Genomic DNA, 25,870 nt, shown 5'->3' with positions numbered 1-25,870 from the left:
CCGCTCACCTCCGGCCTGGCCGGACAACCCCGCGCAGAGCGCCCGTCAGACCGTCCCGCCGAGCGCCCGCAGCAGTTCCCGGGTGTCCGACATCAGGGCGAGCCGCACCTGCTCGCGGTCCGGCGCGGCGCCCTTGCCCTCCTGGTACGAGCCGGACCAGCTGGTGTAGCAGGTCATCCCGCCCTGCCGGACGTACAGCACGTGGGTCAGGTAGTGCCAGGTCTTGTCACCGGCACCCGGGTCGTCCAGGTAGCCGAGGTACGCCTCGTCACCGAGGCCCGGCACCGGGGTGATCTGGTAGCGCCGCTGGTCCAGCCCGTCGCGCTGGGCCTCGAACTCCGGGCGCGGGTCGGTGACCTTGTGCAGCTGCACCTGGAGGTAGATCGAGTAGTACGCGGAGTCGCTGCCGACCTTCTTGCGGTACTGGCTGCAGTACATGTCGTCGAGCGCCCGGGTCCGCGTCGTGTAGTGGTACGGGGTGCCGGACGGCGACGGGTAGAGCTGGCCGAACGAGGTGAGCCGGGCGGTCCCGCACAGGTCGTCCACCAGCCGGTACCCGGCGGTCTGCGGCGCGGCCGGCGTCACGGTGTCGCGGTGCACCAGCGACGGCACGGTCAGCACCGTCACCGCCCACACCGCGGAGGCCACCAGCGCTCCGCCGACGCCCCACCACACCCCGCGCCCGCGCCGCCGCCCCGGACCGCCGGGCTCCGTGACCACGGTCGGAAGGCCGGTCGGCGCCGGAAACCCGGACGTCCCCGCCGCAGCGGTCGGACCGGTGTGCGCGGTGGCCCCGTCCGCGGGCCGGTACCCCGGGAACGACGGCGGTGGCGGAGTCGACATCGTTCCCCCGGGTGCTAGGTCGCGAGCGAGCGGTGGCACGCACCCTACCTGGTCCCGAAACGCCGACTGCCCGCCCGGTGGGGACCGGACGGGCAGTCGGGGAGGCGCCGGATGGTCAGGCGCCCCGATGTCCTGGGTGTACCGCACCCGCGTGGCGAACGCAGGCCGCGTGCGGTACGGGTCGTGCTACTCCCTGGTGTCCGGGTAGAGGGCCGGGCGCTTCGGGAGGGGTCGGTCGGCGGGCGCGGGTAGAGGGCCGCGGTTCACGCCGTCCGGATGGTGCCGGGTGGTGCGGGTGGCCGGAGCTGGTGATCAGGCGGCGACGTTGACGCGCTTGGTGATCGCCGACTTCTTGTTGGCGGCCTGGTTCTTGTGGATGACGCCCTTGCTCACGGCCTTGTCGAGGGCCTTGGAGGCGGCACGCGCGAGCTCGGTGGCCTTCTCGGTCTCACCGGCGGCAGCGGCCTCGCGGGCCTTGCGCAGGGCGGTCTTCAGCGAGGACTTGACGGCCTTGTTGCGCAGGCGCGCCTTCTCGTTGGTCTTGTTGCGCTTGATCTGGGACTTGATGTTCGCCACGAAAGAGCCTCAGTCTGTGTGAATCGTTGCTACGGGACGCACCCCGCGCCGCCTCCGGACCTGCTGAGAGGGCATGCCGAAGGCTAGGGTGCAGCCGCCCACGGTAGCAGGGGAGCACGTGCCCGCCCAAACCGGCGCGGCGGGCCCGGGGTTCAGACGGTGAGCAGCGGCTCGCCGTAGTGCTCCACCACCGGGAACGGGTCGTAGTAGTGGTGCAGCAGCTCGCGCCAGCGCTGGTACTCGGGGGAGCGCCGGAAGCCCTCGGTGTGGTCCTCCAGGGTCTCCCAGCCGACCTGCAGCAGGAAGCGCGAGGCGGCGCCCTCGTCCAGGCAGCGGCGCAGCTCGAGGGAGCGGAACCCGCGCTGCACCGCGATCAGCGGCCGGGCCTCGGCGAAGGCGGCCAGGAATGCTTCCTCCTGACCCGGGCGGACGTCGAGCAGCGCGCTTTCCAAGATCATGAGGGCATCCTCTCGCACGCCCACTCGGGACGGAAGGCCCGCCCGTGCTCCGGCATGGGAGGATGGACCGAAACCCAATCGACCGGATCAGAAATCGGACCAAGGTGCCCGCGACCCCCAGCAACGTGCCAGAGCCCAGCCGGACTGACCCGGCGGTGATCCGCAACTTCTGCATCATCGCCCACATCGACCACGGCAAGTCGACGCTCGCCGACCGGATGCTGCAGATCACCGGCGTGGTGGACCCCCGCCAGATGCGCGCCCAGTACCTCGACCGGATGGACATCGAGCGTGAGCGCGGCATCACCATCAAGTCGCAGGCCGTCCGCCTGCCGTGGGCGCCGCGGACCGGTGAGAACGCGGGCACGACGCACATCCTGAACATGATCGACACCCCGGGCCACGTCGACTTCACGTACGAGGTGTCCCGGTCCCTCGCCGCCTGCGAGGGCACCATCCTGGTGGTGGACGCCGCGCAGGGCATCGAGGCGCAGACCCTCGCCAATCTGTACCTGGCGCTGGAGAACGACCTCACCATCATCCCGGTGCTGAACAAGATCGACCTGCCGGCCGCCCAGCCGGAGAAGTACGCCGCCGAGATCGCGCACATCATCGGCTGCGACCCGGCCGACGTGCTGAAGGTCTCGGCCAAGACCGGCCTCGGTGTGGAGGACCTGCTCGACCACGTGGTCGAGAAGATCCCCGCCCCGGTCGGCGTCAAGGACGCCCCGGCCCGCGCGATGATCTTCGACTCGGTGTACGACGCCTACCGCGGCGTGGTCACCTACGTGCGTGTGGTGGACGGCCAGCTCACCAAGCGCGAGCGGATCGCGATGATGTCCACCGGCGCGACCCACGAGCTGCTGGAGATCGGCGTCATCTCGCCCGAGCCGAAGGTCGCCGACGGCCTCGGCGTCGGCGAGGTGGGCTACATCATCACCGGTGTGAAGGACGTCCGGCAGTCCAAGGTCGGTGACACCATCACCTCGCAGACCAAGGGCGCCACCGTGCCGCTCGGCGGCTACAAGGACCCGCGCCCGATGGTGTTCTCCGGCCTGTACCCGTTGGACGGCTCGGACTACCCGCTGCTGCGCGACGCCCTCGACAAGCTGCGCCTGAACGACGCCGCGCTGGTCTATGAGCCGGAGACCTCGGTCGCCCTCGGCTTCGGCTACCGCTGCGGCTTCCTCGGCCTGCTGCACCTGGAGATCATCCGGGAGCGCCTGGAGCGCGAGTTCAACCTCGACCTGATCTCCACCGCCCCGAACGTGGTCTACCGGGTGATCATGGAGGACGGCACCGAGCACACCGTCACCAACCCGAGCGAGTTCCCCACCGGCAAGATCGCCGAGGTGTACGAGCCGGTCGTGCGCGGCACCATCCTGGCGCCCAACGAGTTCGTCGGCGCGATCATGGAGCTCTGCCAGTCCCGCCGCGGCAACCTGCAGGGCATGGACTACCTCTCCGAGGACCGGGTGGAGCTGCGCTACACCCTGCCGCTGGCCGAGATCGTCTTCGACTTCTTCGACCAGCTGAAGTCCAAGACCCGCGGCTACGCCTCGCTCGACTACGAGCCCATCGGCGAGCAGACCGCCAGCCTGGTCAAGGTCGACATCCTGCTGCACGGCGACGCGGTGGACGCGTTCTCCGCGATCGTGCACAAGGACAAGGCCTACAACTACGGCGTGATGATGGCGGGCAAGCTGCAGAAGCTGATCCCCCGTCAGCAGTTCGAGGTGCCGATCCAGGCCGCGATCGGCTCCCGGGTGATCGCCCGTGAGACGGTCCGCGCGATCCGCAAGGACGTCCTCGCCAAGTGCTACGGCGGTGACATCTCGCGTAAGCGCAAGCTGCTGGAGAAGCAGAAGGAAGGCAAGAAGCGGATGAAGATGGTCGGCCGCGTGGAGGTCCCGCAGGAGGCCTTCATCGCCGCGCTGTCCACCGACGCCGAAGCGCCGAAGGAAAAGAAGTAGCGGTCGCACGGCCGCGCCGAGCCGGAGTCCCCGTTCGTCGGGGGCTCCGGCTCGGTGCTTTGCGAGGCTCGGTGCTCTCCTGACCGGCCGTCAGCGCAGGCCGAGCGGGACGCCCTGGACGATCAGCGCCTTGATGAGGCGGCCGAGCGCGCCGGTCAGCACCCGATCGCGCATCGAGTCGTCGCCGTGGATCAGCTGCACCAGCGCCTCGCCGCGGCCCAGGCTGATGCACTGGGTGGCGTAGCGGTAGGCGAACGCCTCGTCGGTCCGCCCGCTGAGCAGCTTGCCGAGGTAGCGGCCCTGCGGGAAGGCGGTCGCGCAGGCCATCCGCAGCCGGCCGATGCCGGGCACGTCGACGGCGGCGGCGTCGCCGATCACGTGGACGTCGGGGTGCGAGACCGAGCGCAGCCGGTCGTCGACCAGCGCCTGGCCGCGGTCGGTGACGGCCAGTCCGGAGGCCGCGGCCAGCGGGTGCGGCTCCATCGACGCGGCCCACACCACCACGTCGGAGGGGAGCGGCCCGGCGTCTGTCTCCAGCGCGTCCGGGCCGACTGCGGTGACCCGCCGGTCCTCCTCGACCTGAACGCCGAGCCGCGCGAGCACCGCCAGGACGTGCGCGCGTCCACGGGCCGACAGCCAGCCGCCGACCCGTCCGGACGCCACCAGCCGGACCTGCCAGCGCGGGTAGGCCTCGGCGAGTTCGGTGGCCAGTTCGATGCCGGTCGCGCCGCCGCCGACCACCGCGAGCGTGCCGGGCTCCGGGGCCCCGACCAGCCGGGCGCGCAGCCGCTCGGCGTGCTCGGGCGCGTACGCGTGCTCGGCGGCGCCGGGCACCGCGTCCAGGGCGGTGCGGCTGCCGAGCGCGTACACCAGGGTGTCGTAGCCGAGCGGTTCGCCGTCTGCGGTGAACACCTTCCGCCCGGCCAGGTCGAGTTCGGTGACGGTGGTGCGCAGGTGGGTGACGTTGCGGCCGCGCAGGACGCGGGCGATCTCGGGCCGGGAGACGCGGCGGCCGGCCGCGTCCTCGTGCTGGCGGATCCGGTGGCGCAGGTGCTGCTCCGGAGCGATCAGGGTCACCCGGTCCTTGCCGCGGCCGATCCCGGCCGCGGCGGACAGCCCCGCGTAGCCCGCGCCGATCACCACGATGTGCTTGCCGGTCATCTCGTTCTCCTTCGCGCCGTCCCCGCTCGCGGCGGGTTCGGAAGGGGGACGGAGTGGCCGTGCGGAGTGTGACGGTGAGCCGGGTCACACCGCGGTCAGGACAGGTGGGCGAGCTTCTCCGGGTTCACCATCACGTACGCGGCGGTGATCCGGCCGTCCTGCACGTCGAACGCCAGCACGCCGGCGACCACGCCCGGCTCGGCGTACCAGAGCGCGCCCGTCTCGCCGTTGACGACGGCCGGCACCAGCGGGTTGGCCGGGGTGACCCAGCGGGTGGTGATGTTGCGCAGCAGGCGGCCGACCGAGAGCGCGCCGAACACCGGGCGGCGGACCGCCTGGACGATCCCGCCGCCGTCGGCGTGCCAGACCACGTCGGGGTCGAGCAGGGAGAGCAGCGCGTTCAGGTCGCCGCCGGCCACCGCGGTGGTGAACGCGGAGACCACCCGGTGGTGCTCGGCCGGGTCGACGGTGGCGCGGCGGGTGCCGTCCTTGACCCGGCGGCGGGCCCGGGAGGCGAGCTGCCGGGTGGCCTGCGGGGAGCGGTCCAGCGCCTCGGCGATCTCCTCGAAGCCGACCGCGAACACGTCGTGCAGCACGAACGCCGCCCGCTCGGCCGGGGTCAGCTGCTCCATCACCGCCAGCATCGCCACCGACACCGCCTCGCCGAGCTCGGCCTGCTCGGCGGGGGAGTCCTCGACGGCGACCTGCGGCTCCGGCAGCCACTCGCCGACGTACGCCTCGCGGCGGACCCGGGCCGAGCCCAGCAGGTCGTAGCAGAGCCGGGTGACCACGGTGGTGAGGAAGGCCCGCGGGTCGAGGACGGCGCCGTGGTCCGCGGACTGCCAGCGCAGCCACGCCTCCTGCAGCACGTCCTCGGCGTCGGCGAGCGAGCCCAGCAGCCGGTAGGCGACCGCGCCGAGGTAGCGGCGCTCGGCCTGGAAGACGTCCTCGGGGCGGGCGGCGGTGTGCAGCGCGGTCGGTTCGGGCACCCGCCCACCGTAGCGCAGGCCCTGACGGGCGGTCAGCGGGGACGGCGGAGGGGAGGCCCGCGGCGGACCTCCCCTCGTGTTTCACCTGATGCGCCGTCAGTCGACCTCGGCGATCGCCTGGGCGAACTGCGCCTGGTAGAGCCGGGCGTAGGCACCGCCGGCGGCGATCAGCTCGTCGTGGCCGCCCTGCTCGACGATCGCGCCGTTCTCCATCACCAGGATCACGTCGGCGTCCCGGATGGTGGAGAGGCGGTGGGCGATGACGAAGCTGGTGCGGCCGGTGCGCAGCTCGGCCATCGCCCGCTGGATTAGCACCTCGGTGCGGGTGTCGACCGAGCTGGTGGCCTCGTCCAGCACCAGGATCGACGGCTGGGCGAGGAACGCCCGGGCGATGGTGATCAGCTGCTTCTCGCCCGCGCTGACGCCGGTGCCCTCGTCGTCGAGGACGGTGTCGTAGCCCTCCGGCAGGGTGCGCACGAAGCGGTCCACGTGCGCGGCCCGGGCGGCGGCGATCACCTGCTCGCGGGTGGCGGACTCGGCGCCGTACGCGATGTTCTCGGCGATGGTGCCGCCGAACAGCCAGGTGTCCTGGAGCACCATGCCGATGCCGGAGCGCAGGTCCTCGCGGGACATCGCGGCGATGTCCACGCCGTCCAGGGTGATCCGGCCGCCGCTGACCTCGTAGAACCGCATCAGCAGGTTGACCAGGGTGGTCTTGCCGGCGCCGGTGGGGCCGACGATGGCGACCGTGTGGCCCGGTTCGACCTTCAGCGACAGGTCCTCGATCAGCGGCTTGTCCGGGTCGTAGCGGAACGAGACGTCCTCGAAGGCGACCCGGCCGTGCACCTCGTCCGGGCGCTCGGGGGAGAGCGGCTCGGGCGACTGCTCCGGCGCGTCGAGCAGTTCGAAGACCCGCTCGGCGGAGGCGACGCCGGACTGCACCAGGTTGGCCATCGAGGCGACCTGGCTGAGCGGCTGGCTGAACTGCCGGGAGTACTGGATGAACGCCTGCACGTCGCCGATGGACAGCGCGCCGCCGGCCACCCGCAGACCGCCGACCACCGCGACCAGCACGTAGTTGATGTTGCCGACCAGCATCATCGCGGGCTGGATGATGCCGGAGATGAACTGCGCCCGGAACGAGGCCTCGTAGAGCGCCTGGTTCTCGGTGGCGAAGAGCGCGGCGGCCTCCTTCTGCCGACCGAACACCTTCACCAGGCTGTGGCCGGTGTACATCTCCTCGATGTGCGCGTTCAGCTTGCCGGTGGAGCCCCACTGCTTGATGAACTGCGGCTGGGCGCGCTTGCCGACCTTGGTGGCGACCACCACCGAGACCGGGACCGAGACCAGCGCGATCACCGCCAGCAGCGGGGAGATCCAGAACATCATCGCCAGCACGCCGACGATGGTGAGCAGCGAGTTCACCACCTGGCCCATGGTCTGCTGCATGGACTGGTTGATGTTGTCGATGTCGTTGGTGACCCGGCTGAGCACCTCGCCGCGCGGCTGGCGGTCGAAGTAGCTGAGCGGCAGTCGGGCGAGCTTCGCCTCGACCTCCTCGCGCAGCCGGAAGACCGTCCGGTTGATCGCCAGCGCGGCCAGCCGGCCCTGGAAGACGCCGAAGACGACGGCGGCCAGGTAGATGCAGAGCACCCAGAGCAGGACGGTGCCGATCTTGTCGAAGTCCATGCCCTGGCCGGGCGTGAAGTCGATGGTCTGCAGCAGGTCGGCGATGCTGCCGTCACCCCTGGCACGCAGCGCGTCGAGCGCGGCCTGCTTGCTCGGGGCCCCGGCGAACTTCGGGCCGGTGGCGCCGGCCACGATCAGGTCGGTCGCCTTGCCGAGCACCCGCGGTCCGACCACCGAGCAGCCGATGGACAGCACGCCGAGGGTGAGCACCGCGTACAGCAGCTTGCGCTCGGGGCCGAGCAGGGTGAGCAGGCGCCGGGCGGAGCCCTTGAAGTCCTTGGACTTCTCGGTGCCCGAGGCGCCCATGAACCGACCCGGCCCGGGACCGCCGCGGCGGGCGGCCGCCTCCTGGGAGTTGGAGGTGGCGGGCGCGTCCTTCTTGTCGAGGACGGGTTTCTCCGGGGTGGTCACGCCGCCTCCTGCTCGGTGAGCTGGGAGAGCACGATCTCCCGGTACGTCGGGTTGTCGGCCATCAGCTCGTGGTGGGTGCCGGCGCCGACCACGGAGCCCTCGTCGAGCACGATGATCCGGTCGGCGTCGCGGATGGTGGAGACCCGCTGGGCGACGATCACCACGGTCGCGTTCTCGGTCTCCCGGCCGAGCGCGGCGCGCAGCCGGGCGTCGGTGGCGTAGTCGAGCGCGGAGAAGGAGTCGTCGAACAGGTAGATCTCGGGGCGGCGGACCAGGGCCCGGGCGATCGCCAGGCGCTGGCGCTGGCCGCCGGAGACGTTGGTGCCGCCCTGCGCGATCGGCGCCTCCAGACCCTCCGGGAACTTCTCCACGAAGTCCTTGGCCTGGGCGATCTCCAGGGCCTGCCAGAGCTCCTCGTCGGAGGCGTCCGGCTTGCCGTAGCGCAGGTTGGAGGCGACCGTGCCGGAGAACAGGTACGGCTTCTGCGGGACCAGGCCGATCACCTCGGCGAGCTTCTCCGGGGCGATGTCGCGCACGTCCACGCCGTTGACCAGCACCTCGCCGCCGGTGGCGTCGAACAGCCGGGGGACCAGGCCGAGCAGGGTGGTCTTGCCGGAGCCGGTGGAGCCGATCACCGCGGTGGTCTCGCCGGGCCGGGCGGTCAGGTCGATCCCGCGCAGCACCGAGGCCTCGGCGCCCGGGTAGCGGAAGTCCACCTCGCGCAGCTCCAGGCTGCCGTTGCCGCGCAGCTCGGAGACCGGGGAGAGCGGCGGGACGACGCTGGAGTCGGTGTCCAGCACCTCCTGGATGCGCTCGGCGCAGACCTCGGCGCGCGGCACCATCATGAACATGAAGGTGGCCATCATGACGCTCATCAGGATCTGCATCAGGTAGGAGAGGAACGCGGTCAGCGCGCCGACCTGCATCTGGCCGCTGTCGATGCGGTGCGCACCGAACCAGAAGACCGCGACGCTGGAGATGTTCACCACGCCCATGACGATCGGGAACATCAGCGCCATCAGCCGGCCGACCCGCAGCGCGTAGTCGGCGAGCTCGCCGTTGGCGCCGCTGAACCGCTTGGCCTCGTGGTCGTCCTTGACGAAGGCGCGGATCACCCGGATGCCGGTGATCTGCTCGCGCATGATCCGGTTGACCGAGTCGATCCGGGTCTGCATGCCGCGGAACTGCGGCCGCATCCGGCTGACCAGCACCACCACGACCGCGCCCAGTGCCGGCACCACGGCCAGCAGCAGGCCGGACAGCGGTACGTCCTGGTTGAGCGCCATCACGACGCCGCCGACGCACATGATCGGCGCCGCGACCATCAGCGTGAAGGTCATCAGCGCCAGCATCTGCACCTGCTGGACGTCGTTGGTGGTCCGGGTGATCAGCGAGGGCGCGCCGAACTGGTTCAGCTCGCGGGCGGAGAACGCCTGGACCCGGTCGAAGACCGCGGCCCGGATGTCCCGGCCGACCGACATCGCGGTGCGCGCGCCGTAGTAGACCGCACCGATCGAACAGACGGCCTGGGCCAGCGACACGCCGATCATCACCGCGCCGACGCGCAGGATGTAGTCGGTGTCGCCCTTGAGCACGCCGTCGTCGATGATGTCGGCGTTCAGCGTCGGCAGGTAGAGCATGCCGATGGTGGAGATCAGCTGGAGGAGGACCAGCAGCGTGATATCGCGGGAATAGGGCCCCATTTGAGCCCGTAGCAGTCTGAAGAGCACCTCGACACTCTCGTCTTCGTCGGGGACGCGCGCATCCCAAATTCAGGTACTTGTGGAAAACCTTCGCCTGTGGACGACCAGTGCACTGCCGACCTGCGGGTGTGCCAGCTCACCACACCCCCTTACGGAACGGCCCCCCACCCCCTAGGCTGCAGATTGCCCTCTTGTTACTCACCGGTTAAGTCGGTCGGCGGGCCGCCCCCACGGCCGCCGTCTCCCACACTCGGTCCACCCGCCCCCGGAGGTCCTCGTTGAGTTCCGCGCAGTCCATGATCGAGCGGCGGCCGCCCTCCGTGGCGCACCTCTTGCTCAGCAGGGTAAAGGCCACCCCGCACGGTGAGGCGTACCGGTACCCGGTTCCGGTGGACGAGCACGCGGCGAACAGCGCTCCCGGCGCGGAGCAGTGGCGCTCGCTGACCTGGGCGCAGGCCGCCGAGCGGATCAACGCCGTCGCCGCGGGCCTGATGGCCCTCGGCGTGCTGCCCGAGGACCGGGTCGCGATCGCCTCCGCCACCCGGATCGAATGGATCCTCGCCGACCTCGCCAACATGTGCGCCGGCGCGGCCACCACCACGGTCTACCCGAGCACCAACGCCGACGAGACCGCCTTCATCCTGGCCAACTCCGGCAGCCGCGCGCTGTTCGCCGAGAACGCCGTCCAGCTGCGCAAGGCCGTCGAGCAGAAGGCCCAGCTGCCCGCGCTGGAGTACGTCGTCCTGTTCGACGCGGCCCCGGACGAGCCGGCCGCCGACGGGCTGACCGTGCTCACCCTCGCCGAGCTGGAGCAGCGCGGCAAGGACTACCTGGCCGAGCACCCCGACGCCATCGAGAAGGCCGTCGACTCGCTCGACAAGGAGCAGTTGGCCACCCTCATCTACACCTCCGGCACCACCGGCCGCCCCAAGGGCGTGCGCCTGGTGCACGACTGCTGGTCGTACGAGGGCGTGGCCCAGGAGGAGAGCGGGCTGCTGCGCCCGGACGACGTGCAGTTCATGTGGCTGCCGCTGTCGCACGTCTTCGGCAAGACGCTGATCTCGGGTCAGATCGCCACCGGCCACGTGATGGCGGTGGACGGCCGGGTGGACCGGATCATCCACAACCTGCCGGAGATCCGGCCGACCCTGATGGCCTCCGCGCCGCGGATCTTCGAGAAGGTCTACAACGGCATCGCCGGCCGGGCCCGGGCCGAGGGCGGCGCCAAGTACAAGATCTTCATGTGGGCGGCCAAGGTCGCCCGCGACTACGCGCACGCCACCCAGGCCAGCAAGATCGCCACCGGCCGGGAGAGCGCTCCGCTCGGCCTGAAGCTGCAGCACGCGCTGGCCGACAAGCTGGTGTACACCAAGATCCGCGCCGCGTTCGGCGGCCGGCTGCGCGGTGCGGTCTCCGGCAGCGCCGCGCTGGCCCCGGAGATCGGCTACTTCTTCAAGGGCGCGGGCGTCCCGGTCCTGGAGGGCTACGGCCTGACCGAGACCTCGGCCGGCTCCACCGTCAACCGCGCCGAGGACTTCCGGGTCGGCACGGTCGGCCTGCCGCTGCCCGGCACCGAGGTCCGGATCGCCGAGGACGGCGAGATCCTGCTGCGCGGCCCCGGCATCATGCGCGGCTACCACGAGATGCCCGAGCAGACCGCCGAGGTGCTGGAGCCGGACGGCTGGTTCCACACCGGCGACATCGGCGAGCTCGGCGCCGGCGGCTACCTGCGGATCACCGACCGCAAGAAGGACATGTTCAAGACCTCCGGCGGCAAGTACGTCGCGCCCAGCGAGGTCGAGGGCAAGTTCAAGGCGATCTGCCCGTTCGTCAGCAACATCCTGGTGATCGGCAACGGCCGCAACTTCTGCACCGCGCTGATCGCCCTCGACGAGACGGTGATCATGCCGTGGGCCGCCGACCACGAGCTGGCCGGCAAGTCCTACGCCGAGGTGGTCGCCGACCCGCGCACCGTCGAGCTGATCGACGGCTTCGTCAAGCGCCTCAACGGCGAGCTGCAGCGCTGGCAGACGATCAAGAAGTTCACGCTCCTGCCGCGCGACCTGGACATCGAGCACGGCGAGCTCACCCCGAGCCTGAAGATCAAGCGCCCGGTGGTCGAGAAGACCTACGCCGACCAGGTCACCGCGATGTACGCGGGCGCCAACGAGGCCTGATCCGCCCCGTCCGCCGGCCCCGTCCGGTACGGCCTTCGGTCTTTCGCCGGCCGTACCGGACAATGGGCTCATGCCCTCCGCACTCCCCGACGGCGAAGCCGTGCCGTCCGACGGCTCCTTGCCCGCCCGCGCCCTGCACGGACTCGGCGACCGGCCGTTCGGCTTCTACCTGCACGTGCCGTACTGCGCCAGCCGCTGCGGCTACTGCGACTTCAACACCTACACCGCCACCGAGCTGCGCTCCTCCGGCGCGGTCGCCTCGCAGGAGACCTACGCCGACAACGTGATCGCGGAGATCCGGCTGGCCCGCCGGGTGCTGGGGGAGACCGACCTGCCGGTGCAGACCGTCTTCCTCGGCGGCGGCACCCCCACCCTGCTGCCCGCCCGCGACCTGGTCCGGATGCTCGCCGCACTGCGCGAGGAGTTCGGCTTCGCCCCCGGCGCCGAGGTCACCACCGAGGCCAACCCGGAGTCCGTCGACCCCGCGTACCTCGCCGAGCTGCGCGAGGGCGGCTACAACCGGATCTCCTTCGGCATGCAGAGCGCCCGCCCGCACGTGCTCGCGCTGCTGGACCGCCACCACACCCCGGGCCGCCCCGAGGCCTGCGTCGCCGAGGCCCGCGAGGCCGGCTTCGACCACGTCAACCTGGACCTGATCTACGGCACCCCCGGCGAGTCCGACCAGGACTGGCAGGCCTCGCTGGACGCCGCCATCGGCGCCGGCCCCGACCACGTCTCCGCCTACTCGCTGATCGTCGAGGACGGCACCCGGCTGGCCGCCCGGGTCAAGCGCGGCGAACTGTCGATGATCGACGACGACGTGCACGCCGACCGCTACCTGATGGCCGATCAGGCGCTCGCCGCCGCCGGCTACTCCTGGTACGAGGTCTCCAACTGGTCGACCACGCCCGAGGGCCGCTGCCGCCACAACGAGCTGTACTGGACCGGTGCCGACTGGTGGGGCGCCGGACCCGGTGCGCACAGCCACGTCGGCGGGGTGCGCTGGTGGAACGCCAAGCACCCGGCCGCCTACGCGCAGGCCCTCGCCGAGGGCCGCACCCCCGGCCTCGGCCGCGAGGTGCTGGCCGACGAGGACCGCCGGGTCGAGCGCATCCTGCTGGAACTGCGCCTCGCCGAGGGCTGCCCGCTCGACCTGCTCACGCCCGTCGGCCGCGAAGCGGCCGAGAAGGCGCTCGCCGACGGCCTGCTGGAGCCCGCGGCCTTCACCGCCGGACGGGCCGCGCTGACGCTGCGCGGACGGCTGCTGGCCGACGCGGTGGTGCGGGACCTGGTGGACTGAGCCGACGTCACTTCGCCTTGCGATGATCTGACTTCGGGGAATTCCCGGGGCCGGGTGAAACGCATTCCGGCGCTGCGGCCAATTACCTGGTGAAGGAACCGACCAGGGTTCCCCGAACAGGGAGGGCCGCATGCGCGAGCGTGAATCCCGCGGCGGGTGGGGGCGGGTCACCCCGTCACCCGAGCCGGCCATCACGGAACCGGCCGCCACGGACGTCAGCACCACAGTGGAACTCACCACCCCGGAGGGCTTCACCGCGTTCTACCGCGAGCAGATCGACGACATACTCGGCTTCGTCACCCGTCGGGTCAGCGACCCGCACCTCGCCGCCGACCTCACGGCGGACATCTTCCTCGCCGCCCTCGAGGCCGCCGCGAGCTACCGGCCCGACCGCGGCACTCCCGCGGGCTGGCTGTACGGCATCGCGCGGAACGTCATCGCGGGGCACTGCCGCGGCGACACGCGCGAACGCCAGGCCATGGGCCGACTGCAGGGCCGCCGCCTGCTCGGCGAGGAGGACATCCTCGCCCTGGAGGAGCGGATCGACGCCCAGCGCGCCGCCCGCGCCCTCGCCGAGCGGCACGCCGAACTCAGCCCGCCGCTGCGCGCCGTCCTCGACGCGGTGGCCGTCGACGGCCTGACCACCGCCCAGGCCGCCGAACGCCTCGGCATCTCGCAGACCACCGTCCGGGTCCGCCTGCACCGCGCCAGACGCCGGCTCGGCGTCGAACGCACCGGCGTCCCCGAGTCCGCCGCCCCCGAGACCACCAGCTCCGAGTCCACCGGCTCCGGCCGCCTGCTGTCCCGCGTCGCCCGCCCCGCCGACCCGATCATCGAGGTGACCTCGTGACCACGACCGACCGCACCGACCGCACCGACCACTCCGGCCGTCACGCTCCCAGCACCAGCATGTTCGAGCAGCGCCTCGCCGAGGAGCTGGCCGCGCTGGCCACCGAGCGCGCCCGCACCGCCCGAGCGGCCGCCCACGGGCCGCTGTTCCGCTGGCAGGCGGCCGGGCCGCACCGCCGTCCGCTGCTCACCGGTCGGCGGATAGCTGCGGTCTTCGCGGTCGCCGCGGCCGCCACCACCGCCGTGGTGCTCCCGTCCGCCCTCGGCGGAGCCCATGGCGGCGCGGCGGCCTACGCCGTCACCCGCGGGCCCGGCGGAACCATCGCCCTGGAACTGCGTGACCCGGCCGGCCTGCCCGGCATGGTCGCCGAGCTCCAGCGGTACGGCGTCCGGGCGGCGGGCATCGAGGCGGCGGAGAACGAGGCGCAGTGCCCGCTGCCGCAGCCCGCCGGCCCCCCGGCCCGGGCCAACCTGGAGCTGCCCGGCGACACCCGCACCACGGTCCGGATCGACCCCGCCCTGATCCCGCCCGGCGCCACCCTGCTGCTGATCACCACGCCCGCCCGGCCGGGCGCCGGTGCGGCCGTCTCGGCCTTCACCACCCGGGTGGTCGACGCGGTGCCCGCCTGCGTCCCACCGATGGTGCGGGTGGAACGCGTCGGGGCGTCGAGTGGGGAGGTGCCCACGCCGACCGCGAGCTGACGGCGTCAGGCCACCCGTCGGATGTCGGACGGCGGGTCGTCCGTCGGGTGGCCTGCATGACGGCCGGTCAGCTCGCGGCTCCGCCTGACGGTCGGTCCGTCAGCTCGCGGGCCAGCCTCGCGGTCGGTCCGTCAGTTCGGGGCCCCGCCGGGCAGGGTGACGAAGTCGATCAGCTCCTCGACCCGGCCGAGGAGCTCCGGCTCCAGGTCCCGGTAGGTGTGGACGGAGGCCAGGATCCGCTTCCAGGCGGCCGGGGTGTCCACCGGCCAGCCCAGGCGGCGGCAGATGCCCTCCTTCCACACCTCGCCGCGGGGCACCTGCGGCCAGCCGGCGATGCCGAGCCCGCCCGGCTTCACCGCCTGCCAGATGTCGACGTACGGGTGGCCGACGACCAGCACGTGTTCGCCGGTCACCTGCGCGGCGATCCGGTGCTCCTTGGTGCCGGGCAGCAGGTGGTCCACCAGCACGCCCAGCCTGCGGCCCGGCCCCGGGGCGAACTCGGCCACGATGGCGGGCAGGTCGTCCACGCCCTCCAGGTACTCCACCACCACGCCCTCGATCCGCAGGTCGTCACCCCAGACCCGCTCGACCAGCTCCGCGTCGTGCCGGCCCTCGACGTAGATCCGCGACTCCCGGGCCACCCGGGCCCGCGCACCGGGCACCGCCACCGACCCCGAGGCGGTCCTCCCCGGCCCGCGCTCCGGCGCCGGCCCGGTGGGCCGCACCAGCGTCACCACCCGCCCCTCCAGCAGGAACCCGCGCGGCACCAGCGGGAACACCCGGTGCTTGCCGAACCGGTCCTCCAGCGTGACGGTGAACCCCTCCGCCGTCCGCTCGCAGCGCACCACCGCCCCGCAGAAGCCGGTCGCCGCCTCCTCCACCACCAGGTCCCGTTCCGCCGCCACTTCCGGCGCGGGCTGCTGCCGCTTCCACGGAGGTGTCAGGTCCGGTCCGTACTCCCTGCTTCGCATTTGACGGAGTCTACGAAACCCGCCCGCCCGCCGGCCGACGACGCGGACGACGCCGAGGACTCGGACGACGCGGACGACGCGTCCGTCACAGGCCCGGCGCGCCCCAGACCGGGAACCAGCGGGAGAGGTCCTGCTCGACCCGCAGGTCGTTGGCGAGCATCGCCTTGACCTGCAGCTCGACCGGGCTGTTGCGCTTCTCGCCGCCGCCAGGCATCGGGGCGAAGGGGTAGAAACTGCCGCGCTTGTACAGGTAGACCAGCCCGAGCGACTGCCCGGCGGGATTGCGGAAGGCCACGATCGAGCAGAGCAGCTGCGGGCCGAAGCCGTTCGCCTCCAGCTCGCTGTTGACCGCGTGCAGGTCGTTGACCAGGTCGGGGAGTTCCTCGGGCGTGTGCCGGGCGAGCAGCCAGGAGTAGCCGTAGGAGTCTTGCGAGGCCTCCACCGGGACGCCGCCGCCGCTTCCGGCGTCGGCGTCCAGCAGCGCCCGCACCTGGTTCTGCACCTCGCCGAAGGCGCCGCCCTCGACGGCCGCGAAGCAGACCGAGCCGAGGCCGGTCGGGGTGAAGCCGGCCGCCGCCTCCAGGGTGAGCGCGGCGGAGGGGATGCCGAACAGCTGGTCGAGGTCGGGCTTCACCGGCTTGCTCCGGCCGAACAGCGCGTCCAGGAATCCCACGTGAAGGTCCTTTCGGGTGTCGCGAGGAGGTGTCGCCGGGAGCGTCACTGTCCCAGTTCGGCGGAGATCTTCTCCAGCTGGGCCAGCCGCTGCTCCAGCGACGGGTGGGTGGACAGCAGCTGCGAGGCGGCGTCCCGGGCGCTGAGCGCGGGGGCGAAGTAGAAGGCGTTGTAGGGCTGCGCCTGGCGCAGGTCCTTGGTGGGGATGGCGGCGATCTGCCCGGTGACCTTGGTCAGCGCGGAGGCCAGTGCGCTGGGCCGGCCGGTGAGCTGGGCGGCGGCCCGGTCCGCGGCGAGCTCCCGGTAGCGGGAGAGCAGCCGGGTCAGCAGGAAGCTGAGCGCGTACACCACCATCGACACCAGCGGGATGAGGATCAGCGCGATCGCGGTGTTGGGGTCGTTGCTGTTGCGGTTGCCGCCGTTGAGGAACCCGCCCCACAACGCCATCCGGGTGATCACTCCGGCCAGCACGCCGAGGAACCCGGCGATGGTCATCACCGCGACGTCCCGGTGCGCCACGTGCGACAGCTCGTGGGCCAGGACGCCCTCCAGCTCCTCGGGCTCCAGCCGGCGCAGCAGTCCGGTGGTCACGCAGATCACCGAGTTCTGCGGGTTGCGGCCGGTGGCGAAGGCGTTGGGCATGTCGTTGTCGGCGACCGCGACCCGTGGCTTGGGCATGTCGGCCAGTGCGCACAGCCGGTCGATCGCGCCGTGCAGCTGCGGGTACTGCTCGGGGGTGACCTGGTGGGCGCCCATGGCCCGCTCGGTGATCTTGTCGGAGAACCAGAACTGTGCGACGAACAGGCCGCCGGAGATCAGTACGATCAATGGCCAGGCTCCGCGCAGCAGCACGATCAGCAGGCCGGTGAAGCCCACGTACACCAGGCCGATCAGGAACATGGTGGTCACCATCCGACCCGTCAGCCCGCGGTCGGGGGTGAACCGGGAGTGCCGCTGTGACGTCGACATCGCTGCTCCTCCTGTGCTCGCTCGCCTTCGATGCTGCCACCGGGCGGGGCCCGTGGCACCATCCACGCCGGACCAAATCACGCCATCCGCGCCGGACGGGCGGTCGGACCACCGCCGCGCGACCGTCGGGCGAACGCCGGACGACGCACGCCGCCGCGATCGCAATCCGACGAGGATCACGTGGGCGGACCGTTCCTGCCGTCAGGCCCGGGCCTTACACTGGCAGGTACGGTTCTGGCACTCTGCCCAGTTGAGTGCCAGAGCGGTTCGACCACCAGCTCAACGGACGACGACGGAGGTGCGTGCCCCATGCCGGATGACGGCAAGCCCGACGGCCGCCTGATCGACACGCGCCCGTCCGTGCGCCCGCTGGACGAGCGGCGCCTCGCGGTGCTGCGCGCGATCGTCCAGGACTACGTGGGGACCGAGGAGCCGGTCGGCTCCAAGGCCCTGGTGGAGCGGCACAACCTGGGCGTCTCGCCGGCCACGGTGCGCAACGACATGTCGGCGCTCGAGGAGGAGGGGTACATCCACCAGCCGCACACCAGTGCGGGGCGGATCCCCACCGACAAGGGCTACCGGCTGTTCGTGGACCGGCTGGCCGAGGTCAAGCCGATGACCGCTCCGGAGCGCCGGGCGATCCGGCACTTCCTGGAGGGCGCGGTCGACCTGGACGACGTGGTGGCCCGCACGGTGCGGCTGCTGGCGCAGCTGACCCGGCAGGTCGCGGTGGTCCAGTACCCGTCGCTGACCCGTTCCACGGTCCGCCACATCGAACTGGTGGCGCTCACCCCGACCAAGCTGATGCTGGTGCTGATCACCAACACCGGCCGGGTCGAGCAGCGCATGGTGGACTGCCCGGGCGCGGTCGGCGAGGGACTCCTCGCCGAGCTGCGGGCCAGGCTCAACGGCATGGCGGGCGGCTGCCGGCTGCCCGAGGTGCCGGTGATCCTGGAGGACCTGCCGGCCGTCTTCGAGGTTTCCGACCGGGCGGCGGTCAGCGCGGTGCTGGCCACCCTGTTCGAGACCCTGGCCGAGCAGAACGAGGAGCGGATCATGCTGGCGGGCACCGCCAACCTGACCCGTTTCGGCCACGACTTCCCGCTCACCATCCGGCCGGTGCTGGAGGCGCTGGAGGAGCAGGTCGTCCTGCTCCGCCTGCTGGGTGAGACGGCGGACTCGGAGATGACGGTCCGGATCGGCCACGAGATCGCCTACGAGGGGCTCAATTCCACCTCGGTGGTCTCGGTCGGTTACGGTTCGGGCGACCAGAGCGTGGCAAAGCTGGGAGTGATCGGTCCGACCCGGATGGATTACCCGGGCACAATGGGGGCGGTGCGAGCGGTGGCACGGTACGTGGGCCAGATCCTGGCCGAGTCATAGCAGTACAGCGGCCCGTGAGACACTCACGCGTCCATCGCAGGCACTTCTAGAGGCGGAACAAACCGGAGCATTTGGTGGCCACGGACTACTACGCGGTACTCGGCGTCCGACGCGACGCGGGGCAGGACGAGATCAAGAAGGCGTTCCGACGCCTTGCGCGTGAACTGCACCCGGACGTCAACCCGGACCCGAAGACGCAGGAGCGGTTCAAGGAGATCAACGCCGCCTACGAGGTGCTCTCCGATCCGCAGAAGCGTCAGGTCTACGACCTCGGCGGCGACCCGCTGTCGCCGAACGGCGGCGGTGCGGGCGGATTCGGCGCGGGTGCGGCGGGCTTCGGCTTCTCCGACATCATGGACGCCTTCTTCGGCGCCGCCACCGGCCAGCGCGGTCCGCGTTCGCGGACCCGGCGCGGCCAGGACGCGATGATCCGCCTGGAGATCACCCTGGAGGAGGCCGCGTTCGGCACCACCAAGGAACTCCAGGTCGACACCGCCGTCACCTGCACCACCTGCAACGGCGAGGGCGCGGCCCCCGGCACCTCGGCGCAGACCTGTGACATGTGCCGCGGCAAGGGCGAGGTCTCCCAGGTGACCCGGTCCTTCCTGGGCCAGGTCATGACCTCGCGTCCCTGCCCGCAGTGCCAGGGCTTCGGCACCGTGGTCCCGACCCCGTGCCCGGAGTGCGCGGGCGACGGCCGGGTGCGGGCCCGTCGGACGCTGACGGTGAAGATCCCCGCGGGCGTCGACAACGGCACCCGGATCCAGCTGGCCGGCGAGGGCGAGGTCGGCCCCGGCGGCGGCCCGGCCGGCGACCTGTACGTGGAGATCGCCGAGACCAGCCACCCGACCTTCCAACGACGCGGCGACGACCTGCACTGCACGGTCACCATCCCGATGACCGCCGCCTCGCTCGGCACCCAGGTGCCGCTGCAGACGCTGGACGGCGTCGAGGAGGTCGACATCCGGCCCGGCACCCAGTCCGGCCAGTCGATCCCGCTGCACGGCCGCGGCATCACCCACCTGCGCGGCGGCGGCCGGGGCGACCTGATAGTGCACGTCGAGGTGCAGACGCCCACCAAGCTCGACCCCGAGCAGGAGGAGCTGCTGCGCCGGCTCGCCGTGCTGCGCGGCGAGGAGCGCCCGTCCGGCCAGTTCGCGCCCGGCCAGCAGGGCCTGTTCTCCCGGCTGAAGGACGCCTTCAACGGGCGCTGAGGCGCGAGGATTTCCCACCGGGCCGGGGGCGGCGCTGTCCGCCCCCGGCCCGGCTGCCGTTCCGACCTGTCCGCGTAGTTCTGAGAGGGTTCCGTTCGGATGACCGCACCGGTGTTCGTCGTCGATGACCTGGCGGCCGCCGCCCCCGGCGGGACGGTCCGGGTGGACGGCGCGGAGGGCCGCCACGCCGTCGCCGTGAAGCGGCTGGAGCCCGGCGAGGCGGTCACCCTCGCCGACGGCCGGGGCCTGGGCGTGGACGGCACCGTCGCCGCGGTGCACGGCAAGGACGTCCTGGAGGTCGCCGTCACGGCGGTCCGGCACGAGCCCGAGCCCAGCCCGCGGATCACCGTCGTCCAGGCGCTGCCCAAGGGCGACCGCGGTGAACTCGCCGTCGAGACCATGACCGAGGTCGGCGTCGACGCCGTCGTCCCGTGGGCCGCCGCGCGCTGCATCACCCAGTGGAAGGGCGAGCGCGGCGCGAAGGCGCTCGCCAAGTGGCGGGCCACCGCGCGGGAGGCCGGCAAGCAGTCGCGGCGGCTGCGCTTCCCCGAGGTGCACGAGCTGGTGACGACCCGTCAACTACTGCCGCTGCTGGAGCGGGCCGCGTTCGCAGCGGTGCTGCACGAGGAGGGCGCGCGGGCGCTGGCCGCCGCCGAACTGCCCGCGAGCGGTGAGATCGTGCTGATCGTCGGCCCCGAGGGCGGCGTCTCGCCGGACGAGCTCGCCGCCTTCGCCGAGGCCGGCGCCGCCCCGTACCGGCTCGGCCCGTCCGTGCTGCGGACGTCCACCGCGGGCGTCGCCGCGGGCGCGCTGCTGCTGGGCCGTACCGGGCGCTGGGCCTGACGCGTCGTCGGGAGGGCCGCCGCGCCGCCGGTCCGGGGAAACGCTTCGCGGTGACGCATCCCGCTGCCTAGGGTGGCAGGATGACCGATTCGCAGCGCGCCTATCTGCGCCATCCCCACCTGCACGGCGATCTGGTGACCTTCGTCGCCGAGGACGATGTCTGGCTGGCCCCGGTCGACGGCGGGCGGGCCTGGCGGCTGACGGCCGACCAGGTGCCGGTCGGCGCGGTCCGGATCTCGCCCGACGGCCGGCACGTGGCCTGGACCTCCACCCGGGACGGCGCGCCGGAGCTGCACGTCGCACCGGTCGAGGGCGGGCAGTCCCGGCGGCTGACGCACTGGGGGAGCCCGTTCACCGCGCTGGTCGGCTGGAGCGCCGACGGACGGCCGATCGCCATCACCACGGCGGGCCAGGAGACGATCCGGCGGACCTGGGCGTTCGCGGTGCCGCTCGACGGCGGGGAGCCGCAGCGACTGCCGTACGGGCCGATCGGGTCGCTGGCGTTCGAGCCGGTGCCCGCGGGCGCGAGCGGCGGGCGGGTGCTGCTGGGCACGCACAACCGGGAGGCCGCGCACTGGAAGCGGTACCGGGGCGGGCGGGCCGGGAAGCTGTGGGTCGGCGCGGCCGAGTTCGAACGCCTGCACGCCGAGCTGGACGGCCAGTTGGAGTGCCCGCTGTGGGTGGGCGACCGGGTGGCGTTCCTCTCCGACCACGAGGGCGTCGGCCGGCTGTACTCGAGCCTGCCGGACGGCGGCGACCTGCGGGCGCACGGCCCCGCCGACACCGGCTTCTACGCCCGGCAGGCGGCCACCGACGGCGCCCGGGTGATCTGGCAGAGCGCGGGCGACCTGTGGCTGCTGGACGACCTGGACGGCGCCGAGGCGCGCCGGCTGGACATCCGGCTGGCCGGACCGCGCACCCGCCGCCAGCCGCACCCGACGCCGGCCGCCGGGCAGGTGGAGACCGTCGCGGTGGACCGCACCGGCCGGGCCGCCGCCGTGGTGGTGCGCGGCACCGTGCACTGGCTGACGCACCGTGAGGGGCCGGCCCGGGTGCTGGACGAGACGCCGGGAGTGCGCGGCCGCCTGGTGCGGGTCGTCCCCGGCGAGGACGGCGCGCAGGGCGCGGTGTGGGTGACCGACGCGGACGGCGACGACGCGCTGGAGTTCGCGCCCGCGGTGCTCGGCGCGGAGCGCCGCCGGCTGGCCGCCGGGCAGCTCGGCCGGGTGCTCGGGCTGGCGGTCTCGCCGGACGGCCGGCAGCTCGCGGTCGCCTCGCACGACGGCCGGGTGCTGCTGGTGGCGCTCAGCGACGGCGCCGTCCACGAACTGGCCCGCAGCGGCGACGGCGAGGTCCACGGCCTGGTGTTCAGCCCGGACTCGGGCTGGCTGGCCTGGTCGCAGCCGACCCTCGGACCGTGGGCGCTGCGCCAGATCATGCTGGCCGACCTGACCTCACGGACCGTCAGCGAGGCCACCCCGCAGCGCTTCCACGACTACTCGCCGGCCTTCACCGCCGACGGCCGCCACCTGGCGTTCCTCTCGGTGCGTACCTTCGACCCGGTCTACGACCAGCACGTCTTCGACCTGTCCTTCCCCGGCGGCGCCCGCCCGTACCTGCTCACGCTGGCCGCCGACACCCCGTCACCGTTCGGCCCGCAGCGGGCCGGACGGCCGGTCGGCGGGGAGGACGAGGAGGCCAAGGACGGCGAGAAGAAGGACGAGTCCGCCGTGCCCACCACCCGGGTCGACCTGGAGGGCCTGGCCGACCGGATCGTGGCCTTCCCGGTGGAGGCCGGGCGGTTCGGCGCGCTGCGCGCCGCCAAGGACGGCGTGCTGTGGACCCGGCTGCCGTTCACCGGCGAACTCGGCGACACCGCCGCCTCGCTGGACGACGAGCCGGCCCGGGCCGCGCTGGAGCGCTTCGACCTGAAGAAGCGCCGCGCCGAGGAACTCGTCGCCGGGCTGGACGGCTTCGCGGTCAGCGGCGACGGCTCCCGGCTCGCGGTGCTCGACCAGGGCGGCCTGCGGATCGTCCCCGCCGACTCGAAGGCCGGCGACGAGGACGACACCGACGTCGACCTGAGCCGGATCCGGGTCACCGTCGACCCGTCCGCCGAGTGGCGGCAGATGTTCGACGAGAACGGCCGGCTGATGCGCGACAACTTCTGGCGCGCCGACCTCGGCGGCGTCGACTGGGCGGGCGTGCTGGAGCGCTACCGGCCGCTGGTCGACCGGGCCGGCAGCCACTCCGACCTGGCCGACCTGCTGTGGGAGACGGTCGGTGAACTCGGCACCTCGCACGCCTACGTGGTGCCGCCCGGCCGCGGCACCGAGTCCGCCCGGCGGCAGGGCCTGCTAGGCGCGGACCTGGTCCGCGACGGCGAGGTGTGGCGGGTCGCGCGGGTGCTGCCCGGCGAGTCCTCGGACCCGCGGGCCCGCTCCCCGCTGGCCGCGCCCGGCGTGGCGGTCCGTGCCGGCGACGCGATCCTCGCGGTCAACGGCCGCCCCGTCGACCCGGTCACCGGCCCGGCCCCGCTGCTGGCCGGCACCGCCGACCAGCCCGTCGAACTGACCGTCAGCGGCAAGGACGGCGGCGAGCGCCACCCCGTGGTGGTGCCGCTCGACGACGAGGAGGCGCTGCGCTACCACGACTGGGTGGCCGGGCGGCGCGCCGCCGTCCGCGAGCTGTCCGGCGGACGGCTCGGCTACCTGCACATCCCCGACATGCAGAGCGCCGGCTGGGCGCAGCTCCACCGCGACCTGCGGGTCGAGATGGCCCGCGAGGGCGTCGTCGTCGACCTGCGGGAGAACCGCGGCGGCCACACCTCGCAGCTGATCGTGGAGAAGCTGGCCCGCCGGATCGTCGGCTGGGACGCCGCCCGCGACATCGACAGCCCCGAGCCGTACCCCGCGGACGCCCCGCGCGGCCCGGTGGTGGCGGTGGCCAACGAGTTCTCCGGCTCCGACGGTGACATCGTCAACGCCGCGATCCAGGCGCTCGGCATCGGCCCGGTGGTCGGCACCCGCACCTGGGGCGGCGTGATCGGCATCGACAGCAAGTACGCGCTGGTCGACGGGACGGCGGTGACCCAGCCCAAGTACGCGTTCTGGCTGGAGGGCTACGGCTGGAACGTGGAGAACCACGGCGTCACCCCGGACGTCGAGGTGCCGATCGCCCCGCACGACTGGGCGGCGGGCCGCGACCCGCAGCTGGAGACGGCGGTCCGGCTGGCGCTGGAGGCACTGGAGCGGACCCCGGCGAAGCAGCCTCCGGCGCTGGAAGGGTGACCCCGACAGGGGCTCGGGGAACTGCGAGCAGCGGAAGGCACCCCACAGCAGGATCGCGACGCAGGGCAGTGACCTGCACGCGCGGGCGATCCGGCTGTCGGGGAATGGTTCCTCGCGCAGTTCCCCGCGCCCCTGGCGGTGCACGGTAAGGTCGTCGCGCCAGTGACGGGTGATCAGAAGGGTTCGGACGATGGCCGGGGAACCGCAGGCGGACTGCCTGTTCTGCAAGATCGCGGCGGGGGAGATCCCGGCGAAGGTGGTCCGCGAGACCGAGCGGACGCTGGCCTTCCGGGACATCAACCCGCAGGCGCCGACGCACGTGCTGGTGATCCCGCGGGTGCACTACCCGAACGCGGCGGAGCTGGCCGCGGCGGAGCCGCTGATCGCCGCGGAGCTGCTCACCGAGGCGGCGGAGGTCGCCGCGCTGGAGGGCATCGACGCGTACCGGCTGATCTTCAACACCGGGTCGGACGCGGGGCAGACCATCTTCCACGCGCACGTGCACGTGATCGGCGGCCGGAAGCTGCCCGAGGGAATGGTCTGAACCGTTGTCGCAGCGTGAACTCGTCGTCCTGGGCACGGCCAGCCAGGTGCCGACCAGGCACCGCAACCACAACGGGTACCTGTTGCGCTGGGACGGCGAGGGGCTGCTGTTCGACCCGGGGGAGGGCACCCAGCGGCAGATGCTGCACGCCGGGGTGACCGCCACCGGGATCACCCGGATCGCGGTCTCGCACTTCCACGGCGACCACTGCCTGGGCCTGCCCGGCGTGGTGCAGCGGATCAACCTGGACCAGGTGCCGCACCCGGTCGACGCGTACTACCCGGCCTCCGGGCAGGTGTACTTCGACCGGCTGCGGCAGGCCAGCGTCTTCCACGAGACCGCCGAGCTGCGGCCGCGGCCGGTGGCGGAGGCCGGGCCGCTGGCGGCGCCGGGAGCGCCGTTCGAGCTGTCGGCGGTGCGGCTGTCGCATCCGGTGGAGTCGTTCGGCTACCGGCTGGCCGAGCCCGACGGCCGGCGGCTGCGGCCCGAGCGGCTGCGCGAACTGGGCGTGCACGGGCCACTGGTGGGGCAGCTCCAGCGGGCCGGCCGGGTCGAGGTGGCCGGTCGCACGGTCACCCTGGACGAGGTCAGCGAGGTCCGCCGCGGCCAGCGCTTCGCCTTCGTGATGGACACCCGGCTCTGCCCGGGGGTGGCCGAACTCGCGGACGGCGCCGACCTGCTGGTGATCGAGGCGACCTTCCTGGAGGCGGACGCGCAGCTGGCCGAGGACCACGGCCACCTGACCGCCGCGCAGGCCGCCCGGGTGGCCGCCGAGGCGGGCGTGCGGCGGCTGGTGCTGACCCACTTCTCGCAGCGCTACCCGGACCTGTCCGGCCATCTCGCCGAGGCCCGGCGGCACTTCGACGGCGAGATCGTGGTCGCCGAGGACCTCGCCAGGATCGCCGTCCCGCCCCGCCGCTGAGCGGCCGCCCGCCGAAAACCGTTCGCACATCGGGGCCGGAGCCCCCACCATCGAACCCGCCGCGCCGCTCCGGCGAACATCCACGCGGCGTACCCTGGTGACCCGGAGAGCCCGAGCCACACGACAGACGGATTGGGATGAGGCAGGCCGCAGCGCCGACCCATGACTGACACACCGCAGACCCGACCCAACGGACAGCAGCGCCCCGACGCGGCGGCTACCAGCACCCGG

At 72.6% G+C, this 25,870-nt stretch carries 21 protein-coding genes; 11 read left to right on the top strand and 10 right to left on the bottom strand.

The features are described from left to right. Positions 1–45: 45 nt before the first annotated feature. From AB0K51_RS09885 to AB0K51_RS09875, 3 genes are all read right to left on the bottom strand, one after another. Positions 46–720: a hypothetical protein gene (locus AB0K51_RS09885; RefSeq protein WP_363452514.1), complete on the bottom strand. Its 675-nt coding sequence runs from the start codon at positions 718–720 to the stop codon at positions 46–48. A gap of 435 nt (positions 721–1,155) precedes the next feature. Next, entirely contained in the window at positions 1,156–1,419 is a 264-nt protein-coding gene (gene rpsT / locus AB0K51_RS09880; protein ID WP_285737949.1) for a 30S ribosomal protein S20, read from the bottom strand. Between the two features lie 152 nt (positions 1,420–1,571). Then, positions 1,572–1,877, bottom strand: coding sequence for an antibiotic biosynthesis monooxygenase (locus tag AB0K51_RS09875; RefSeq protein WP_363452511.1), 306 nt, complete (start codon positions 1,875–1,877; stop codon positions 1,572–1,574). Between the two features lie 104 nt (positions 1,878–1,981). Between AB0K51_RS09875 and lepA the strand changes: the two genes are divergently transcribed. Further along, positions 1,982–3,850, top strand: coding sequence for a translation elongation factor 4 (gene lepA / locus AB0K51_RS09870; RefSeq protein ID WP_363452509.1), 1,869 nt, complete (start codon positions 1,982–1,984; stop codon positions 3,848–3,850). A gap of 90 nt (positions 3,851–3,940) precedes the next feature. Here the strand turns inward: lepA and AB0K51_RS09865 are convergent, their stop codons facing one another. From AB0K51_RS09865 to AB0K51_RS09850, 4 genes are all read right to left on the bottom strand, one after another. Next, complete coding sequence (locus AB0K51_RS09865; RefSeq protein WP_363452507.1) at positions 3,941–5,011, bottom strand: FAD-dependent oxidoreductase; 1,071 nt, start codon at positions 5,009–5,011, stop codon at positions 3,941–3,943. A gap of 95 nt (positions 5,012–5,106) precedes the next feature. Next, positions 5,107–6,000, bottom strand: a complete 894-nt coding sequence (gene sigJ, locus AB0K51_RS09860; RefSeq protein WP_363452505.1) for an RNA polymerase sigma factor SigJ — start codon at positions 5,998–6,000, stop codon at positions 5,107–5,109. Between the two features lie 96 nt (positions 6,001–6,096). Further along, on the bottom strand, positions 6,097–7,995 hold the full coding sequence (locus AB0K51_RS09855) for an ABC transporter ATP-binding protein (protein WP_363452672.1): 1,899 nt from the start codon (positions 7,993–7,995) through the stop codon (positions 6,097–6,099). 101 nt (positions 7,996–8,096) lie between these two features. Continuing rightward, entirely contained in the window at positions 8,097–9,830 is a 1,734-nt protein-coding gene (locus AB0K51_RS09850; RefSeq protein ID WP_363452503.1) for an ABC transporter ATP-binding protein, read from the bottom strand. Positions 9,831–10,081: 251 nt separating this feature from the next. On the opposite strand from AB0K51_RS09850, the gene AB0K51_RS09845 reads away from it, so the two are divergent. From AB0K51_RS09845 to AB0K51_RS09830, 4 genes are all read left to right on the top strand, one after another. Beyond that, complete coding sequence (locus AB0K51_RS09845; RefSeq protein WP_363452501.1) at positions 10,082–11,980, top strand: AMP-binding protein; 1,899 nt, start codon at positions 10,082–10,084, stop codon at positions 11,978–11,980. 70 nt (positions 11,981–12,050) lie between these two features. Continuing rightward, on the top strand, positions 12,051–13,280 hold the full coding sequence (hemW, locus tag AB0K51_RS09840; protein ID WP_363452499.1) for a radical SAM family heme chaperone HemW: 1,230 nt from the start codon (positions 12,051–12,053) through the stop codon (positions 13,278–13,280). Between the two features lie 130 nt (positions 13,281–13,410). Then, positions 13,411–14,130 (top strand): RNA polymerase sigma factor, encoded by a 720-nt coding sequence (locus AB0K51_RS09835; protein ID WP_363452497.1) that lies wholly within the window; start codon positions 13,411–13,413, stop codon positions 14,128–14,130. Further along, positions 14,127–14,831, top strand: coding sequence for a hypothetical protein (locus tag AB0K51_RS09830; RefSeq protein WP_363452495.1), 705 nt, complete (start codon positions 14,127–14,129; stop codon positions 14,829–14,831). Before AB0K51_RS09835 ends, AB0K51_RS09830 begins: the two co-directional genes overlap by 4 nt. Positions 14,832–14,962: 131 nt before the next feature. On the opposite strand, the gene AB0K51_RS09825 is transcribed toward AB0K51_RS09830, so the two are convergent. From AB0K51_RS09825 to htpX, 3 genes are all read right to left on the bottom strand, one after another. Then, complete coding sequence (locus AB0K51_RS09825) at positions 14,963–15,802, bottom strand: DUF3097 domain-containing protein (protein ID WP_363452493.1); 840 nt, start codon at positions 15,800–15,802, stop codon at positions 14,963–14,965. Between the two features lie 85 nt (positions 15,803–15,887). Next, complete coding sequence (locus AB0K51_RS09820; protein ID WP_363452491.1) at positions 15,888–16,475, bottom strand: hypothetical protein; 588 nt, start codon at positions 16,473–16,475, stop codon at positions 15,888–15,890. Between the two features lie 44 nt (positions 16,476–16,519). Next, the gene (htpX, locus tag AB0K51_RS09815; protein ID WP_363452489.1) at positions 16,520–17,443 is read right to left on the bottom strand and encodes a zinc metalloprotease HtpX; all 924 of its coding nucleotides are present in this window, start codon (positions 17,441–17,443) and stop codon (positions 16,520–16,522) included. 309 nt (positions 17,444–17,752) lie between these two features. On the opposite strand from htpX, the gene hrcA reads away from it, so the two are divergent. The 6 genes from hrcA (at position 17,753) to AB0K51_RS09785 (ending at position 25,639) form a co-directional block, all read left to right on the top strand. Beyond that, on the top strand, positions 17,753–18,826 hold the full coding sequence (gene hrcA, locus AB0K51_RS09810; protein WP_363452487.1) for a heat-inducible transcriptional repressor HrcA: 1,074 nt from the start codon (positions 17,753–17,755) through the stop codon (positions 18,824–18,826). 74 nt (positions 18,827–18,900) lie between these two features. After that, a complete protein-coding gene (gene dnaJ, locus AB0K51_RS09805) occupies positions 18,901–20,040 on the top strand; it encodes a molecular chaperone DnaJ (protein WP_363452485.1) in 1,140 nt (379 codons plus the stop codon). 99 nt (positions 20,041–20,139) lie between these two features. Continuing rightward, complete coding sequence (locus AB0K51_RS09800) at positions 20,140–20,883, top strand: 16S rRNA (uracil(1498)-N(3))-methyltransferase (protein WP_363452483.1); 744 nt, start codon at positions 20,140–20,142, stop codon at positions 20,881–20,883. Between the two features lie 80 nt (positions 20,884–20,963). Then, the gene (locus tag AB0K51_RS09795) at positions 20,964–24,173 is read left to right on the top strand and encodes a PDZ domain-containing protein (RefSeq protein ID WP_363452481.1); all 3,210 of its coding nucleotides are present in this window, start codon (positions 20,964–20,966) and stop codon (positions 24,171–24,173) included. 190 nt (positions 24,174–24,363) lie between these two features. Beyond that, positions 24,364–24,717, top strand: a complete 354-nt coding sequence (locus AB0K51_RS09790) for a histidine triad nucleotide-binding protein (protein ID WP_363452479.1) — start codon at positions 24,364–24,366, stop codon at positions 24,715–24,717. 4 nt (positions 24,718–24,721) lie between these two features. Beyond that, positions 24,722–25,639, top strand: coding sequence for a ribonuclease Z (locus AB0K51_RS09785; protein WP_363452477.1), 918 nt, complete (start codon positions 24,722–24,724; stop codon positions 25,637–25,639). Positions 25,640–25,870 lie beyond the last annotated feature (231 nt).

It is taken from the genome of Kitasatospora sp. NPDC049285 (assembly GCF_040678815.1).
In the GTDB taxonomy this organism is placed as follows: domain Bacteria; phylum Actinomycetota; class Actinomycetes; order Streptomycetales; family Streptomycetaceae; genus Kitasatospora.
This window is presented reverse-complemented; position numbering and strand designations above follow the sequence as displayed.

Excerpts from the sequence above, each read along its gene's own strand:
- AB0K51_RS09825 (WP_363452493.1), bottom strand. The coding sequence starts at position 15,802 with ATGCGAAGCAGGGAGTACGGACCGGACCTGACACCTCCGTGGAAGCGG.
- htpX (WP_363452489.1), bottom strand. The coding sequence starts at position 17,443 with ATGTCGACGTCACAGCGGCACTCCCGGTTCACCCCCGACCGCGGGCTG.
- AB0K51_RS09835 (WP_363452497.1), top strand. The coding sequence starts at position 13,411 with ATGCGCGAGCGTGAATCCCGCGGCGGGTGGGGGCGGGTCACCCCGTCA.
- hemW (WP_363452499.1), top strand. The coding sequence starts at position 12,051 with ATGCCCTCCGCACTCCCCGACGGCGAAGCCGTGCCGTCCGACGGCTCC.
- AB0K51_RS09795 (WP_363452481.1), top strand. The coding sequence starts at position 20,964 with ATGACCGATTCGCAGCGCGCCTATCTGCGCCATCCCCACCTGCACGGC.
- AB0K51_RS09865 (WP_363452507.1), bottom strand. The coding sequence starts at position 5,011 with ATGACCGGCAAGCACATCGTGGTGATCGGCGCGGGCTACGCGGGGCTG.
- AB0K51_RS09855 (WP_363452672.1), bottom strand. The coding sequence starts at position 7,995 with ATGGGCGCCTCGGGCACCGAGAAGTCCAAGGACTTCAAGGGCTCCGCC.
- AB0K51_RS09800 (WP_363452483.1), top strand. The coding sequence starts at position 20,140 with ATGACCGCACCGGTGTTCGTCGTCGATGACCTGGCGGCCGCCGCCCCC.
- AB0K51_RS09790 (WP_363452479.1), top strand. The coding sequence starts at position 24,364 with ATGGCCGGGGAACCGCAGGCGGACTGCCTGTTCTGCAAGATCGCGGCG.
- AB0K51_RS09875 (WP_363452511.1), bottom strand. The coding sequence starts at position 1,877 with ATGATCTTGGAAAGCGCGCTGCTCGACGTCCGCCCGGGTCAGGAGGAA.
- hrcA (WP_363452487.1), top strand. The coding sequence starts at position 17,753 with ATGCCGGATGACGGCAAGCCCGACGGCCGCCTGATCGACACGCGCCCG.